This window comes from Vibrio sp. SCSIO 43135, from assembly GCF_023716665.1.
Classification (GTDB): Bacteria; Pseudomonadota; Gammaproteobacteria; order Enterobacterales; family Vibrionaceae; genus Vibrio; species Vibrio paucivorans.
Genome location: NZ_CP071859.1, coordinates 44,131 through 60,827, shown reverse-complemented (window position 1 = coordinate 60,827; position 16,697 = coordinate 44,131). Strand labels below are relative to the sequence as shown.

At 46.4% G+C, this 16,697-nt stretch carries 10 protein-coding genes, 4 tRNA genes and 3 rRNA genes; 6 read left to right on the top strand and 11 right to left on the bottom strand.

The window, feature by feature from the left end:
- Positions 1–90: 90 nt before the first annotated feature.
- The 5 genes from J4N42_RS00290 (at position 91) to add (ending at position 7,015) form a co-directional block, all read left to right on the top strand.
- Complete coding sequence (locus tag J4N42_RS00290; RefSeq protein WP_252028947.1) at positions 91–630, top strand: DUF4124 domain-containing protein; 540 nt, start codon at positions 91–93, stop codon at positions 628–630.
- Positions 631–754: 124 nt separating this feature from the next.
- Complete coding sequence (glnL, locus tag J4N42_RS00285; protein WP_252028946.1) at positions 755–1,801, top strand: nitrogen regulation protein NR(II); 1,047 nt, start codon at positions 755–757, stop codon at positions 1,799–1,801.
- A 50-nt stretch (positions 1,802–1,851) separates the two neighbouring features.
- Complete coding sequence (glnG, locus tag J4N42_RS00280; RefSeq protein ID WP_252028945.1) at positions 1,852–3,255, top strand: nitrogen regulation protein NR(I); 1,404 nt, start codon at positions 1,852–1,854, stop codon at positions 3,253–3,255.
- 111 nt (positions 3,256–3,366) lie between these two features.
- Positions 3,367–5,913: a phosphodiesterase GepA gene (gepA, locus tag J4N42_RS00275; protein WP_503034755.1), complete on the top strand. Its 2,547-nt coding sequence runs from the start codon at positions 3,367–3,369 to the stop codon at positions 5,911–5,913.
- Between the two features lie 97 nt (positions 5,914–6,010).
- Complete coding sequence (gene add, locus J4N42_RS00270) at positions 6,011–7,015, top strand: adenosine deaminase (protein WP_252028943.1); 1,005 nt, start codon at positions 6,011–6,013, stop codon at positions 7,013–7,015.
- A gap of 234 nt (positions 7,016–7,249) precedes the next feature.
- Here add and J4N42_RS00265 read toward each other — a convergent pair.
- From J4N42_RS00265 to J4N42_RS00235, 7 genes are all read right to left on the bottom strand, one after another.
- Positions 7,250–7,340, bottom strand: a tRNA-Ser gene (locus tag J4N42_RS00265).
- A 92-nt stretch (positions 7,341–7,432) separates the two neighbouring features.
- Positions 7,433–7,548 (bottom strand): 5S ribosomal RNA (gene rrf, locus J4N42_RS00260).
- Between the two features lie 89 nt (positions 7,549–7,637).
- Positions 7,638–10,527: ribosomal RNA gene (locus J4N42_RS00255) — 23S ribosomal RNA — on the bottom strand.
- A 352-nt stretch (positions 10,528–10,879) separates the two neighbouring features.
- Positions 10,880–10,955 (bottom strand) — tRNA-Val (locus tag J4N42_RS00250).
- A 33-nt stretch (positions 10,956–10,988) separates the two neighbouring features.
- Positions 10,989–11,064: transfer RNA gene (locus tag J4N42_RS00245), tRNA-Lys, on the bottom strand.
- A 2-nt stretch (positions 11,065–11,066) separates the two neighbouring features.
- Positions 11,067–11,142, bottom strand: a tRNA-Glu gene (locus J4N42_RS00240).
- A 92-nt stretch (positions 11,143–11,234) separates the two neighbouring features.
- Positions 11,235–12,787, bottom strand: a 16S ribosomal RNA gene (locus J4N42_RS00235).
- Together the 16S, 23S and 5S rRNA genes with 4 tRNA genes alongside form the textbook arrangement of a ribosomal RNA operon.
- 519 nt (positions 12,788–13,306) lie before the next feature.
- On the opposite strand from J4N42_RS00235, the gene J4N42_RS00230 reads away from it, so the two are divergent.
- Entirely contained in the window at positions 13,307–13,852 is a 546-nt protein-coding gene (locus tag J4N42_RS00230; RefSeq protein ID WP_252028942.1) for a gamma carbonic anhydrase family protein, read from the top strand.
- Between the two features lies 1 nt (position 13,853).
- Here the strand turns inward: J4N42_RS00230 and J4N42_RS00225 are convergent, their stop codons facing one another.
- From J4N42_RS00225 to tsaC, 4 genes are all read right to left on the bottom strand, one after another.
- On the bottom strand, positions 13,854–14,117 hold the full coding sequence (locus tag J4N42_RS00225) for a DUF1488 family protein (protein ID WP_252028941.1): 264 nt from the start codon (positions 14,115–14,117) through the stop codon (positions 13,854–13,856).
- Positions 14,117–14,950: a shikimate dehydrogenase gene (aroE, locus tag J4N42_RS00220; protein ID WP_252028940.1), complete on the bottom strand. Its 834-nt coding sequence runs from the start codon at positions 14,948–14,950 to the stop codon at positions 14,117–14,119. Before aroE ends, J4N42_RS00225 begins: the two co-directional genes overlap by 1 nt.
- 75 nt (positions 14,951–15,025) lie before the next feature.
- Positions 15,026–15,943, bottom strand: coding sequence for an oxygen-dependent coproporphyrinogen oxidase (gene hemF / locus J4N42_RS00215; RefSeq protein WP_252028939.1), 918 nt, complete (start codon positions 15,941–15,943; stop codon positions 15,026–15,028).
- Between the two features lie 33 nt (positions 15,944–15,976).
- Positions 15,977–16,534 carry an L-threonylcarbamoyladenylate synthase type 1 TsaC gene (gene tsaC, locus J4N42_RS00210; protein WP_252028938.1) on the bottom strand — a complete coding sequence of 186 codons (558 nt, stop codon included), beginning with the start codon at positions 16,532–16,534 and terminating at the stop codon, positions 15,977–15,979.
- Between the last annotated feature and the right edge of the window lie 163 nt (positions 16,535–16,697).

The window sequence follows — 16,697 nt, the reverse complement described above, 5'->3', positions numbered from 1 at the left end:
GCTCATAAATCAACCAGTAGCATTGTATCTAATCCAGCGCTTTCTCCAGCTTGCGCTTTCCATACAACGCCTTGACGGCTGAGGTGAGCAATGAAACTTTTTCATTTTACTGCCCCTTTATTGATCACAATACCTTTGAGCCTTTCAGCTCAAGATGTCTTTACGTGGGAAGATGACAATGGAGTGATTCATTTTGGTGATTCACCACAGCACAAGAACGCCAAACTTATTAGTTTGCCCGATCATAGTGCAGCATCTCCTGCCCCTACATTTGAACAACCTGAACCAGTAGAGGCTTCTACAACTGCATCATCACCCTCAACGAAATCGTTAGCCAAGCTAGAGCTTGCGATTGAGTCACCAGTGCACGATCAAACTATCCGTAGCAACCAAGGGTTCATTGCTGTTACAGCATCGGTCAGCCGTAAGCTGGCCGTGGGGGAGCAGTTGCAACTTCTGCTAGATGGTAATAAATATGGCGCCCCACAAATAGCGAACAACTGGCAGCTAAAAAATATTGATAGAGGTACTCACACCCTGTCTATTCAATCATTTAGAGGCGGCAAGCTTATTGCATCATCAGATTCAATAACGGTGCATTTGCATAGAACATCGCTCAAGAAGCAGTAATTTAGGCCTATCACGCAATTATCCCGCCTATTTTTCTTTTTCTTCCAGCATCAATGCGCCATACTGAGAATAGTACGCACCAAATTAGTGCAACACTTTCTTTACCACCGCCAAGGATGACGCAGTGAACCTCGAACTCAGTAATGCGATACTCAATAATGTAGTTACCGCCACGTTAATGTTGGACGAAGCTCTTGTCGTTCGTTATGCCAATCCGGCTGCAGAACAGCTATTCACTCAAAGCGCTAAGCGTATTGTCGATCAGCCACTCTCCAAATTGATTCAGCATGCCTCCATGGATTTAGCTCTACTTTCTCAACCATTACAAAGTGGCCAAAGTATCACAGATAGCGATGTGACCTTTGTGGTAGACGGTAAACCTTTAATGCTAGAAGTCACCGTTAGTCCCCTATCTTGGGAAAAGAACCTGATGTTGCTGGTTGAAATGCGAAAGATAGGGCAGCAACGTAGGCTAAGCCAAGAGCTGAATCAACATGCCCAGCAGCAGGCGGCTAAATTGTTGGTGCGCGGGTTAGCTCATGAAATCAAAAACCCTTTAGGCGGTTTAAGAGGCGCAGCCCAGCTTTTGGAGCGCATGTTGCCAGATCAGAGCTTGACCGAATATACCCAGATCATTATTGAACAAGCCGACCGACTACGCTCTTTGGTAGACCGATTACTTGGCCCACAAAAACCAGGACAAAAAAAACCAGAGAACCTTCACCTCATCCTAGAAAAGGTACGTCAGCTGGTCGAGCTTGAATCAGGACATAGCGTGGTGATTGAAAGGGATTATGACCCCAGCCTACCAGATATTCTAATGGACACCGATCAAATAGAGCAGTCGCTGCTCAACATCGTCAGTAACGCAGCTCAGATCCTACAACCTCAAGAACATGGAAAAATCACCATACGCACCAGAACGGTGCATCAGGCGAACATTCATGGCCAACGCCATAAACTTGCGGCTCGGGTAGAGATCATTGATAACGGCCCGGGGATTCCTGCCGATTTACAAGACACACTATTTTATCCTATGGTCAGCGGCCGCGAAGGTGGCACTGGGCTCGGGCTATCGATTTCACAAAACTTAATTGACCAACATAACGGCAAAATAGACGTTGAAAGTTGGCCTGGTAGAACCACGTTCACCATTTATTTGCCAATCTAGCGCTTAGCTAGATTGGGTCAGTTTGCTATTGCTGTAAGGATTAAAAGATTATGAGTAAAGGATATGTTTGGGTTGTAGATGATGACAGCTCCATTCGATGGGTTATGGAGAAGACCCTCTCTTCAGCAAACATTAAGTGCGAGACTTTCTCCGATGCAGAAAGCGTGCTGCTCGCATTGGAACGTGAAGTCCCAGATGTGCTGGTCTCTGACATTCGTATGCCTGGAATCGATGGGATTGAATTGCTAGAGCAAATCCACCTTCGCTCACCTGAGCTGCCAGTCATCATCATGACTGCCCACTCAGATCTAGATGCCGCGGTGAATGCTTACCAAAAAGGGGCGTTTGAGTACCTACCAAAACCATTCGACGTAGATGAGACCCTAACACTGGTTGAACGAGCTATCACCCATAACCAAGAGCAACGAAAAGGCCAAGCTGGCGATGACTTACAAGCCAATGACGCTCCAGAAATCATTGGTGAGGCACCAGCAATGCAGGAAGTATTTCGTGCAATTGGTAGATTGTCGCGCTCTTCTATCTCTGTCCTTATCAATGGAGAGTCTGGTACAGGTAAAGAACTGGTTGCTCATGCTCTACACCGACATAGTCCTCGAGCTAAAAAACCTTTCATTGCCCTCAACATGGCAGCGATTCCAAAAGATTTGATCGAGTCAGAGCTGTTTGGGCATGAGAAAGGCGCCTTCACCGGTGCTAACAGTGTACGCCAAGGCCGTTTTGAACAAGCAAATGGCGGCACTTTATTCCTAGATGAAATCGGGGATATGCCGCTTGATATTCAAACGCGCTTGTTGCGTGTTCTAGCTGATGGGCAATTTTATCGAGTTGGTGGTCATGCTGCGGTACAGGTTGATGTAAGAATTGTTGCTGCGACTCACCAAAATTTAGAAAAACTGGTTCATCAAGGCGATTTCCGTGAAGACTTATTCCATCGCCTTAACGTCATTCGAATTCAAATTCCTGCTCTACGTGAGCGAAAGCAAGACATCGAAAAGCTCACCTTGCACTTTTTATCCCACGCAGCTGAAGAGCTTGGTGTTGATGTAAAGTCTCTACACCCATCGACAGTGGAAGTACTCAATAATTTGGAATGGCCAGGCAACGTGCGACAACTAGAGAATATCTGTCGTTGGTTAACTGTGATGGCTAGCGGAAATGAGATATTACCAAGTGATCTTCCTCCCGAGTTATTAACAGAGCAATCAATACCTCAGTTTAGCGATGGTATAAGTTGGCAAGAGCAACTATCTTCATGGGCGAAACAGGCTCTAACCTCTGGAGAAACCGAACTGCTTTCTTATGCACTCCCTGAATTTGAGCGTATACTTCTAGAAGCAGCGTTGAATCATACCAATGGCCACAAACAAGACGCAGCAAAAGTACTTGGTTGGGGACGCAACACATTGACACGTAAACTCAAAGAGCTTTATTGAGTTTATACATCCACTGTCATACCGGTATTTTTTCACTACGAATGCGCTCGTATTAACGCAGCGCCGAAGACGTCGGCGCACTGTTTAAATGGATACCAATAAAGAATAAAAATACTGGTAATGACCCAAATTACACTACGCACTGCCGTCGTCCTTCCATTTGTGATGATTTTCCTCATCACTATCGGTGTTATTGTTGCTACTCAAAAAAGCAGTTACCAGCAAATGGTAGAAGACGTCAGTGTTAAACGTCTTACCGCCCTGACAGATAACGTCACTAAAGAGCTCGATAACTTCCTCAAAGAACCTTTCCAAGCGGCTCAATCCATCGGTCACAGTATTGGGTTCAACAACCTATACAACCCAAATGATGGCTCAGAGATTCAGAGCTATCTGCTCACTAGTTTTGAAGACCTGTATAGCTCTATTGATCAATTAGATGTGATTGGATTTGGTGGAGAAGGTGGAGAGTATATTGGCTACCGTAAAGAGCCAAATGATGGCTATACCTTAATGATTAAAGATCGCCGTACTGAGCAGAACTTGATCATTTACCGCGGTCAAACCATCAGTAGCGATGTTCGTACGGTCATTCGAAATTACGACCCTCGTGTTCGACCTTGGTATACGCCGGTTAGCCAATCTTTTAAACCTGCATGGTCTTCTATCTATGCCAACGCTGATGAAAGACAAGAGGTCACCCTATCAGCACTCACTCCAGTATTTGATCGTAACAGCTTCCTAGGCGTGATTGGGCTGGATATCAAAATCAATACCTTCAATAACTTCCTGAAACAGCTCAGAAACCAAACAACAGCTTCTGTTTTTATTTTCGATCAAGACAAACGATTGGTGGCCCACTCCAACAATAGCAGTGTGATTTCTTGGGGAACAGAACGATCTGAGAAAGGCCAACGTCTATTGGCGGTTGAGAGCCCAAACCCGATAATCCAAGCTAGTGCTCAATACGCACAATCCTTTACCGACAGCAAATTAAATCAAACAAGCAAGTTCGAAACTTTCATTAGTGGAGAACACTACTTCAACCACATTACCCCTTACCGAGATAAGCATGGCCTGCAATGGTATATTGGTGTTTCTATCTCAGAGTCTGATTTGCTCGGTAACCTACCAGAGAATCAAAGAAACAGCTGGTTAATTGGCTTAGTAGTCAGCTTGATTGGCATTGGACTTGGGCTCATTGCTTTCAACCGAGTAACTAGACCCATAACCTCTACCGCTTCTGCAGCAAAGCATCTTGCCAAAGGCGATTGGGATGCCACTATGCCTAAGCCTGGTAACATCTACGAAACCAGTATGTTGGTATACGCATTTAATGAGATGACCAATAATCTCAAAGCGTCATTTAACGCCTTACGAGCCCAACTACTCTACGATTCACTCACCAATTTATACAGCAGAGAAGGCTTTATTGATTCGTGCGATAAGCTGCCTAATCTAAATGGCACACTGATGCTTATTGGTATCAACAAATTCCGTGATATCAACGACAGCCTAGGTCATTCGAAAGGTGATGAACTACTCATTGTCATCGCAGACCGCTTTAAAGATGTATTTAGTGAGGAGTGCTACATTGCCCGAATCGCCGGAGATGAGTTTGCCCTCTATCATCCTAACTTACAAAGTTACGAGGATATCCAGCTAACCGCCAATCGTATTGCTCAAATGTTTGCTTCTCCCTTCGAAGCTGAGAACGAAAATGTCGTGGTAAATACATCGATAGGTATTGTTATCTCAGATAGCAGCCCAGATACCAACATGACTCATTGGCTCCGTAATGGCAGCATTGCTTTGAGTAATGCAAAGCAAGATATTTCCAACATCAGCTACTATCGCCCGGAAATGGCGGATATCTCTCGCCAACGTACTTCGATGCTCGCCAAAATAAAAACCGCAGCAGAAAAGAATGAGTTCATTCCTTTTTATCAGCCTATTGTCGACCTCAATAGTGGTGATGTCATTGGTGCGGAAGCTTTAGCGCGCTGGCTATCCCCACAGTCAGGCTTGATTCCACCACTAGATTTTATTCCCGTGGCAGAGGAAAGTGGACTCATCTCTGTCATTGGTGAGCAGATCCTTGTTCAAGCTTGCCAAGATTTGAAGACTGGGATCGAACAAGGTAAGTGGAGCAATCATTTTCAGATGCACGTAAATGTCTCGGTAAACCAACTTTCTCAACCTGAGTTTATCGACGTCATCAAACGTGCCTTCGACAAGACGGGTATCGACCCTAGTTGTTTTACATTAGAAATTACTGAGTCACGTATAGTGAGCCGCGACCCTGTCGTGCTCTCCAATATGGAAGCCATTAGAGCACTTGGTGTGCACATCGCTATTGATGATTTTGGGACTGGTTACAGCTCACTCGCTTACTTACACAAGTTGCCTTTCGATTGCCTTAAAATTGATCGAACTTTCATCGAAAAAATGGACCCTGACAACCTAGATACCTCTATTGTTGCTGCCATTATTAATATGACTAAAGGCATGAAAGTGAACATTGTTGCTGAAGGAATCGAAACCACAGCGCAAGCTCAGATGCTTACACAACTCCATTGCAATCAAGGTCAGGGCTTTCTCTATAGCCGACCTGTTCCCTTCGAAGAGTGGCCAACACATTTGGTTAACATGAAGTAGAATTCATCAATATTCGTGCGAAACCAATCAATTGCTTGCTGACACTATCAGCTTTGGTTTTTATACTTAGCGTACACACAGATTTGGAACGACGATAATGATAACCAAAAACCTCCCCCTAACAGATTTGCACCGCCACTTAGACGGCAACATTCGCACGCAAACTATTCTAGACCTAGGCCAAAAGTTTGGTATTGCACTTCCAGCCTATGATATTGAAGGCCTGACACCGCATGTTCAGATTGTTGAGGCGGAGCCTTCTTTGGTTGCGTTTTTATCTAAACTTGACTGGGGTGTATCGGTGCTGGGTGACTTGGAAGCTTGTCGTCGTGTTGCGTACGAGAACGTAGAAGACGCACTGAATGCACAAATCGATTATGCTGAACTGCGTTTTTCTCCTTACTACATGGCTATGAAGCACAAACTACCAGTAGAAGGTGTTGTTGAAGCCGTCGTAGATGGCGTACAAGCAGGTGTGCGTGATTTTGGTATCAAAGCTAACCTTATTGGTATTATGAGTCGTACCTTCGGTACCGACGCTTGTCAGCAAGAACTAGACGCTATCCTTACCCAAAAAGACAATATCGTTGCCGTTGATCTAGCAGGTGATGAATTAGGTCAGCCGGGTGATCGCTTCGTGAAACACTTCGCTCAAGTTAAGGATGCAGGTCTAAATGTTACCGTTCACGCTGGCGAAGCAGCTGGTGCAGAAAGTATGTGGCAGGCAATTCAAGAACTAGGCGCGACACGTATTGGTCACGGTGTAAAAGCTATTCACGATCCGAAGCTTATGGATTACCTAGCGGAGAACCGCATCGGTATCGAGTCTTGCTTAACCTCAAACTTCCAAACCAGCACAGTAGAGTCACTGTCTAACCACCCTATTAAGCAATTCCTAGAACATGGGGTTATGGCTTGTCTAAACACCGATGACCCAGCGGTAGAAGGTATTGAACTACCTTACGAATACGAAGTGGCAGCACCACAAGCGGGTCTATCTCAACAACAGATTCGCCAAGCGCAAATCAATGGCCTTGATTTAGCGTTTATCTCAGATAAAGAAAAGCAAGAGCTTAAAGATAGCGTAGCTGACCGCACCTAACGTATTTAAATACCTAGCTAAAAGCCGATACAGTTTGTGTCGGCTTTTTTGTATCTCTTTACAACACCTAATCTACGCTTTTATTAGAGCATGCACTCCCTTAACTCCTAAATGCTATATCGAATGAGCCTTTCAATGACTCATCGATATCGGATATAGCGGTACACTCTTGCAGTGAGACACTATAAAGCGCATACGAAAAAGCCCCAGTCTTTCGACTGGGGCTTTCGAATGTGGCGGAGAGATAGGGATTTGAACCCTAGATACGCTATTAACGTATGCCGGTTTTCAAGACCGGTGCTTTCAACCACTCAGCCATCTCTCCACAATATGTAATCGTCCCAAAGTCTTACTTTAATTGCTTTAGTTCGATGTTGTCTTTTGTCTTCACTTTTGAAAAGTGAAAATAAAATTAAAGCCTGGCGATGTCCTACTCTCACATGGGGAAGCCCCACACTACCATCGGCGCTATTGCGTTTCACTTCTGAGTTCGGCATGGAATCAGGTGGGTCCACAACGCTATGGTCGCCAAGCAAATTCTTAATTCGGAAAACTGATTTTAAGCTCTAGTTATACACATTCAATGTTCTATTTGAGTCCATCAAAACCCCTTGGGTGTTGTATGGTTAAGCCTCACGGGCAATTAGTACAGGTTAGCTCAACGCCTCACAACGCTTACACACCCTGCCTATCAACGTTCTAGTCTCGAACAACCCTTTAGGACGCTTAAAGCGCCAGGGAAGACTCATCTCAGGGCTCGCTTCCCGCTTAGATGCTTTCAGCGGTTATCGATTCCGAACTTAGCTACCGGGCAATGCGTCTGGCGACACAACCCGAACACCAGAGGTTCGTCCACTCCGGTCCTCTCGTACTAGGAGCAGCCCCCTTCAATCTTCCAACGCCCACGGCAGATAGGGACCGAACTGTCTCACGACGTTCTAAACCCAGCTCGCGTACCACTTTAAATGGCGAACAGCCATACCCTTGGGACCGACTTCAGCCCCAGGATGTGATGAGCCGACATCGAGGTGCCAAACACCGCCGTCGATATGAACTCTTGGGCGGTATCAGCCTGTTATCCCCGGAGTACCTTTTATCCGTTGAGCGATGGCCCTTCCATACAGAACCACCGGATCACTATGACCTGCTTTCGCACCTGCTCGAATTGTCATTCTCGCAGTCAAGCGGGCTTATGCCATTGCACTAACCTCACGATGTCCAACCGTGATTAGCCCACCTTCGTGCTCCTCCGTTACTCTTTGGGAGGAGACCGCCCCAGTCAAACTACCCACCAGGCACTGTCCTCAACCCAGATAATGGGTCTAAGTTAGAACATCAAACATACAAGGGTGGTATTTCAAGGATGGCTCCAACGATACTGGCGTACCGTCTTCAAAGCCTCCCACCTATCCTACACATGTAGGCTCAATGTTCAGTGCCAAGCTGTAGTAAAGGTTCACGGGGTCTTTCCGTCTAGCCGCGGGTACACTGCATCTTCACAGCGATTTCAATTTCACTGAGTCTCGGGTGGAGACAGCGTGGCCATCATTACGCCATTCGTGCAGGTCGGAACTTACCCGACAAGGAATTTCGCTACCTTAGGACCGTTATAGTTACGGCCGCCGTTTACCGGGGCTTCGATCAAGAGCTTCGACCGAAGTCTAACCCCATCAATTAACCTTCCGGCACCGGGCAGGCGTCACACCGTATACGTCATCTTACGATTTTGCACAGTGCTGTGTTTTTAATAAACAGTTGCAGCCACCTGGTATCTGCGACTCTCAATAGCTCCATCCGCAAGGGACTTCACCGTCAAGAGCGTACCTTCTCCCGAAGTTACGGTACCATTTTGCCTAGTTCCTTCACCCGAGTTCTCTCAAGCGCCTTGGTATTCTCTACCCGACCACCTGTGTCGGTTTGGGGTACGATTCCTTACAATCTGAAGCTTAGAGGCTTTTCCTGGAAGCATGGCATCAATGACTTCACTACCGTAGTAGCTCGACATCGTGTCTCAGCCTTAAAAAGAGCCGGATTTACCTAACTCTTAAGCCTACGCACTTGAACCTGGACAACCGTCGCCAGGCCCACCTAGCCTTCTCCGTCCCCCCATCGCAATTGTAAGAAGTACGGGAATATTAACCCGTTTCCCATCGACTACGCCTTTCGGCCTCGCCTTAGGGGTCGACTTACCCTGCCCCGATTAACGTTGGACAGGAACCCTTGGTCTTCCGGCGAGGAGGTTTTTCACCCCCTTTATCGTTACTCATGTCAGCATTCGCACTTCTGATACCTCCAGCAGGCTTTACAACCCACCTTCAACGGCTTACAGAACGCTCCCCTACCCAATACAATAAATTGCATTGCCGCAGCTTCGGTGTATAGCTTAGCCCCGTTACATCTTCCGCGCAGGCCGACTCGACTAGTGAGCTATTACGCTTTCTTTAAATGATGGCTGCTTCTAAGCCAACATCCTAGCTGTCTAAGCCTTCCCACATCGTTTCCCACTTAGCTATACTTTGGGACCTTAGCTGGCGGTCTGGGTTGTTTCCCTCTCCACGACGGACGTTAGCACCCGCCGTGTGTCTCCCGGATAGTACTTACTGGTATTCGGAGTTTGCAAAGGGTTGGTAAGTCGGGATGACCCCCTAGCCTTAACAGTGCTCTACCCCCAGTAGTATTCGTCCGAGGCTCTACCTAAATAGATTTCGGGGAGAACCAGCTATCTCCAGGTTTGATTGGCCTTTCACCCCTAGCCACAAGTCATCCGCTAATTTTTCAACATTAGTCGGTTCGGTCCTCCAGTTGATGTTACTCAACCTTCAACCTGCCCATGGCTAGATCACCTGGTTTCGGGTCTATATCCAGAAACTCGACGCCCAGTTAAGACTCGATTTCTCTACGGCTCCCCTAATCGGTTAACCTTGCTACTGAATATAAGTCGCTGACCCATTATACAAAAGGTACGCAGTCACACCACGAAGGTGCTCCTACTGCTTGTACGTACACGGTTTCAGGTTCTATTTCACTCCCCTCACAGGGGTTCTTTTCGCCTTTCCCTCACGGTACTGGTTCACTATCGGTCAGTCAGTAGTATTTAGCCTTGGAGGATGGTCCCCCCATATTCAGACAGGATATCACGTGTCCCGCCCTACTCGATTTCACTGATTATGATGTGTCGGTTACGGGGCTATCACCCTGTATCGCGAGACTTTCCAGACTCTTCACCTGCATCATTAAAAGCTTAAGGGCTAATCCAATTTCGCTCGCCGCTACTTTCGGAATCTCGGTTGATTTCTACTCCTCCGGGTACTTAGATGTTTCAGTTCCCCGGGTTCGCCCTGTTAACCTATGTATTCAGTTAACAGTAACTGCTTATGCAGTTGGGTTTCCCCATTCGGAAATCCCAGACTCAAGTGGTTTTTACTACCTAATCTGGGCTTATCGCAAGTTAATACGTCCTTCATCGCCTCTGACTGCCAAGGCATCCACCGTGTACGCTTAGTCACTTAACCATACAACCCGAAGGGGTCTTTACGTATGGCAAACAACCAAGGTGTTGTCTCTCATTATTTGAATGAGCGAGAGACATTCGATTTTGCCGGACTCAAATATGAATAACTCGAAAGTTATTCCCAAGAACACTTGAATGTGTGTTGGTACCTACATCTCTAAGAGACATAGGATTTGAGAACTTTTATTTGAATAACATCAATCAAATGTTATTCGTCAGCTTTCCAAATTGTTAAAGAGCATGTTTCTCGTTAGAGAACATTTTCTAAAGACTTTCGGAGGCGTCAAAAATCCGAACCATCAGCAATATTTTGTTGTGGTTTGGACAATGAATTTCCAAAAATATTTAGAGAATGGTGGGCGATACCGGGCTCGAACCAGTGACCCCCTGCTTGTAAGGCAGGTGCTCTCCCAACTGAGCTAATCGCCCACTAAAAGTTTTAATTCCTTCGTGGAGAAAGAATGGTGGGTCGTGCAGGATTCGAACCTGCGACCAATTGATTAAAAGTCAACTGCTCTACCAACTGAGCTAACGACCCAATGGTATCCCGTAGGGGAGTCGAACCCCTGTTACCGCCGTGAAAGGGCGGTGTCCTAGGCCTCTAGACGAACGGGACACTAGTGCGAAATGTCTTGGGGGACATCTCTATCTCTTAAACTTCTTAAACCATATCAATCTGTGTGAACACTCATCGCAATAATCATCGTATAAGGAGGTGATCCAGCCCCAGGTTCCCCTAGGGCTACCTTGTTACGACTTCACCCCAGTCATGAACCACAAAGTGGTGAGCGTCCTCCCGAAGGTTAAACTACCCACTTCTTTTGCAGCCCACTCCCATGGTGTGACGGGCGGTGTGTACAAGGCCCGGGAACGTATTCACCGTAGCATTCTGATCTACGATTACTAGCGATTCCGACTTCATGGAGTCGAGTTGCAGACTCCAATCCGGACTACGACGCACTTTTTGGGATTCGCTGACCATCGCTGGCTCGCCGCCCTCTGTATGCGCCATTGTAGCACGTGTGTAGCCCTACTCGTAAGGGCCATGATGACTTGACGTCGTCCCCACCTTCCTCCGGTTTATCACCGGCAGTCTCCCTGGAGTTCCCGACATTACTCGCTGGCAAACAAGGATAAGGGTTGCGCTCGTTGCGGGACTTAACCCAACATTTCACAACACGAGCTGACGACAGCCATGCAGCACCTGTCTCAGAGTTCCCGAAGGCACCAATCCATCTCTGGAAAGTTCTCTGGATGTCAAGAGTAGGTAAGGTTCTTCGCGTTGCATCGAATTAAACCACATGCTCCACCGCTTGTGCGGGCCCCCGTCAATTCATTTGAGTTTTAATCTTGCGACCGTACTCCCCAGGCGGTCTACTTAACGCGTTAGCTCCGAAAGCCACGGCTCAAGGCCACAACCTCCAAGTAGACATCGTTTACGGCGTGGACTACCAGGGTATCTAATCCTGTTTGCTCCCCACGCTTTCGCATCTGAGTGTCAGTATCTGTCCAGGGGGCCGCCTTCGCCACCGGTATTCCTTCAGATCTCTACGCATTTCACCGCTACACCTGAAATTCTACCCCCCTCTACAGTACTCTAGTGAACCAGTTTCAAATGCAGTTCCGAGGTTGAGCCCCGGGCTTTCACATCTGACTTAATCCACCACCTGCATGCGCTTTACGCCCAGTAATTCCGATTAACGCTCGCACCCTCCGTATTACCGCGGCTGCTGGCACGGAGTTAGCCGGTGCTTCTTCTGCAGCTAACGTCAAACACCAAGAGTATTAATCTTAATGCCTTCCTCACTGCTGAAAGTGCTTTACAACCCGAAGGCCTTCTTCACACACGCGGCATGGCTGCATCAGGCTTTCGCCCATTGTGCAATATTCCCCACTGCTGCCTCCCGTAGGAGTCTGGACCGTGTCTCAGTTCCAGTGTGGCTGATCATCCTCTCAGACCAGCTAGGGATCGTCGCCTTGGTGAGCCATTACCTCACCAACTAGCTAATCCCACCTAGGCGTATCCAATAGCGCAAGGCCCGAAGGTCCCCTGCTTTGCTCCGAAGAGGTTATGCGGTATTAGCCATCGTTTCCAATGGTTATCCCCCTCTACTGGGCAACTTCCTAGGCATTACTCACCCGTCCGCCGCTCGACGCCGTTAACGTTCCCCGAAGGTTCAGTTAACTCGTTTCCGCTCGACTTGCATGTGTTAGGCCTGCCGCCAGCGTTCAATCTGAGCCATGATCAAACTCTTCAATTAAAGTTTTGTTGAAGCTATAAGCTTCGGCTCAATGAATACTGATTACATTTTCTTTGCTTATAAAAAGCAGAGTAATGTGAATTGACTGTGCCAAGCTGTCCTTTCAAATAAAAAGACGACTCGTTTGGTCACTCAGTTCATTGATAAATCTTTTGGATTATCATCAACGAGTGCCCACACAGATTGATAGGTTTAAATTGTTAAAGAGCTTTCCGAACTGAGCTACGCTCAAAACGGACGGCCATTTTAGCGAGTTAAGTTTTAGTGTCAACCACTTTTTTCAAAACTTTTTTAAGCACTTGGCTTAGCTATTTGACCTTGCTGATTGGGCTCTCGTTCCTTGTGGAGCGTTGCCGTGTCAGCGAGGGGGCATTATAGAGATCGTCATCACATTGGCAAGCCCTTTTTCGAGTTTTTTTTGATTTTTTTATTGTTTGGGTGTTTTTTATTCAAAAAGGGCTATTTTTGCTACTCTTCTATGCGATATTGCCCTTTAATCACCACAAATAAGGAGAAGTTATGAACTCAATTCGTAGTTACAAAGGTATAGCCCCTCAGTTAGGAGAGCGCGTCTATATAGATGAGAGTGCAGTTTTAGTTGGTGATATTAAAATTGGTGACGATTCGAGTGTCTGGCCATTAGTCGCCGCTCGTGGTGATGTAAACCATATTCACATTGGTGAAAGAAGCAATATCCAAGACGGTTCCGTCCTTCATGTGACACACAAGAACAAAGAAAACCCAGCGGGCTACCCTCTACTCATTGGCGACGACGTCACCGTCGGGCATAAAGTGATGCTGCACGGCTGTATTATCAAAGATCGTGTACTGGTCGGCATGGGAGCAATTGTACTTGACGGAGCAATCATTGAAGAAGAAGTGATGATTGGTGCTGGCAGCCTTGTCCCACCGAATAAAGTTTTAGAAAGTGGTTATCTATATGTTGGTAGTCCAGTAAAGCAAGCTCGCCCTTTAAGTGAAAAGGAACGAGCCTTCTTACAGAAATCTTCTGATAACTATGTACAAAACAAAAACGACTACATCAATGATGTAAAACCCGTTTAGATTATCCGAGTTCAATCTGCCCCTGCAGGTTGAACTCTTCCTCTTCTATGAGTTCTTCTGCTTGCTCTTCCAGATCAAACCTTAGCTTCTGAAATACTTGTATCGCTTGTTGCTCTGTTTCGATTGCACTTCCTACCATATTTTCCAAGTAAGATTTCGAGACTACGCACTCAATCAGAGCTCCGGATTGTTGAGCCGGAAAGACGATGACGTTTTTAACTGCATCCCACGTTTGAATATCGGGAAATAATATCGACTGATTCATTACAAGCCTTCTAGGTTTTTACGTAACTCACGCAATATTTGCTTAGAGCCTGGCCTTAACCCTCTCCACAACATAAAGCTTTCTGCCGCTTGACCCACGAGCATGCCAAGGCCATCGTAGACAACCACAACACCATTATCTAATGCCCATTGATTGAACGTTGTTTTTCCAGAACCATACATCATGTCATACACAGTGCTATTAGGTGAGAATATGGCCGTGGAGATATTAGGTAACTCACCACTCAAACTTGAAGAGGTCGAGTTAATAATGACATCGAATGACTCTGAAACCTCTTCCATCGCCACCGCTTTAATTGCGCCGTACTGCTCAAACATACTCGCGAGTGTCTGCGCTTTCGCATAAGTTCGATTGGTAATGACAATTTCCGCAGGCTCTTGATCGAGTAGTGGTTTAATCACTCCACGAGCCGCGCCGCCCGCTCCAATTAAAAGAATACGCGCACCTTTCAATGGCACTTGGTATTGCAATAAGTCTTGCACCAACCCTTCACCATCTGTGTTATCACCAATGATTTCACCATCATCTAACTTCTTCAGAGTGTTCACGGCTCCTGCAAGTTGAGCCCTTTCTGTCAATCGATGTGCAAATTGGTACGCTTCTTCCTTAAAAGGTACGGTCACGTTGCAGCCTTTACCACCTTCCGCAAAAAAGCGAGTTACCGCTTCATTAAAGCTATCTTTTTCTGGGCAAGCAGTCTTATAGGTGAGCGATTGATTGGTTTGACGAGCAAATAGTGTGTGGATAAAAGGTGATTTACTTTGTTTGATGGGATTACCGAACACTACGTATTGGTCTACTTGCTGAGTCATATCCTTGCCTGTCGGAAATAAAAAGGGTCAATGCGAACCATTGACCCTATCACTATCCCTATAAGGAAGAAAGTCTTACCACTCTCTAGGTTTGAGGTAATGATCGTATAACTCTGCTTCTGGTGAGCTTGGCTCTACTTGGTAAGCATATTCCCAACGCGCAAGAGGAGGCATAGACATTAATATCGACTCCGTTCGCCCCCCACTCTGTAGGCCAAACAAAGTACCTCGGTCGTAAACTAAGTTAAATTCCACATAACGGCCGCGGCGGTACAATTGAAACTGACGCTCTCGCTCACCAAATTCAGTATGTTTACGACGCTCAATGATTGGTAAGTAGGCGTCTGTATAGCCAAGGCCAACTGCTTTCATGTACTCAAAGCACTTATCAAATGGCCACTGATTCAAGTCATCAAAGAACAAGCCACCCACACCTCGAGTTTCATCTCTATGTGGTAGATAGAAGTACTTATCACACCAGGCTTTATGCTCAGAATACACATCACTGCCAAATGGCGCGCAAATTTCCTTCGCTGTGTTATGCCAGTACTGGCAATCTTCCTCAAATGGATAGAATGGCGTTAAGTCGAAGCCGCCACCAAACCACCAAATCGGCGCTTCACCTTCTTTTTCAGCAATGAAGAAACGAACATTGGCATGCGATGTGGGAATGTAAGGATTGTTTGGGTGCATCACCAACGACACTCCCATCGCTTCAAACTTACGACCTGCTAATTCAGGGCGATGTGCTGTTGCCGATGCTGGCATTTGTTTTCCCTGAACATGAGAAAAGTTCACACCACCTTGCTCAAATACATCACCGTTTCGCATAACACGAGTACGACCACCACCACCTAAGCGCTCTCCTGGCTCGCGTTGCCAAACGTCTTCTTCAAACTGAGCTTTGCCGTCCGCCTGCTCAAGTTGATGACAAATAGAATCTTGCAGCTCCATTAAGAACTGCTTTACTGCTTGCTTATCTATGACTGACATATTTCTTCCTTTGACAGGTCGTTAGCCGACACTCTACCCCTGTCTTAGTATTTTTGATGTTTTCGCGTCGCGAATCTCACTCGGCTTCTCTCTGCCACCGGTTTCTCCAGCAAGAATAGCCACCAGCTTATCGCCTAATTGCTGCTCAACCTCTGCAGTCGTCATACAAGGAGGCTGCCCCGTCAGATTCGCGCTGGTAGAGGTTAACGGCTTTCCGAAGGCATTACACATTTTTTGTACCAATGGGTGATCAGTTACTCGCACAGCTATTGAGTCGAATTGGCCTGAAACCCAGTCAGAAACTCGTTCGCTCGTCGGCATAATCCAAGTCACAGGGCCAGGCCAAGTAGCCTGCACCTTCTTTAGCTGCTCTTCGGTCAACTGTGATTCATCGATATAAGGTAGTAGCTGTTCATAGTTGGCAGCGATAAGTATCAAGCCTTTTTCGACTGGACGCTGTTTTAACTGCAACAGCTTTTCAATCGCCTCTGGGTTATCTGGGTCACACCCCACACCAAATACACCTTCCGTTGGGTAAGCGATGACTTCGCCTTGTTTGAGTGCGTTGAGCGCTTGTTCAAAGTTATCCACTATGACTTCCTGTTGTTACTTTTATGTTTTCTATAAATGATAAGTGTACAAATAATCACTTTCAGTGCCTAAAGCTATTTGTTTATAAAATGTATCAATTGAAATTTAGAATGACGCAAACGTTTGCTTGAATTTATTTTCCCCGTATAATGCGCACAAATTA

Bases quoted from the DNA above. Each gene is read 5' to 3' on its own strand.
- J4N42_RS00290 (WP_252028947.1), top strand. From the start codon at position 91: ATGAAACTTTTTCATTTTACTGCCCCTTTATTGATCACAATACCTTTG.
- glnG (WP_252028945.1), top strand. From the start codon at position 1,852: ATGAGTAAAGGATATGTTTGGGTTGTAGATGATGACAGCTCCATTCGA.
- add (WP_252028943.1), top strand. From the start codon at position 6,011: ATGATAACCAAAAACCTCCCCCTAACAGATTTGCACCGCCACTTAGAC.
- J4N42_RS00230 (WP_252028942.1), top strand. From the start codon at position 13,307: ATGAACTCAATTCGTAGTTACAAAGGTATAGCCCCTCAGTTAGGAGAG.
- J4N42_RS00225 (WP_252028941.1), bottom strand. From the start codon at position 14,117: ATGAATCAGTCGATATTATTTCCCGATATTCAAACGTGGGATGCAGTT.
- aroE (WP_252028940.1), bottom strand. From the start codon at position 14,950: ATGACTCAGCAAGTAGACCAATACGTAGTGTTCGGTAATCCCATCAAA.
- hemF (WP_252028939.1), bottom strand. From the start codon at position 15,943: ATGTCAGTCATAGATAAGCAAGCAGTAAAGCAGTTCTTAATGGAGCTG.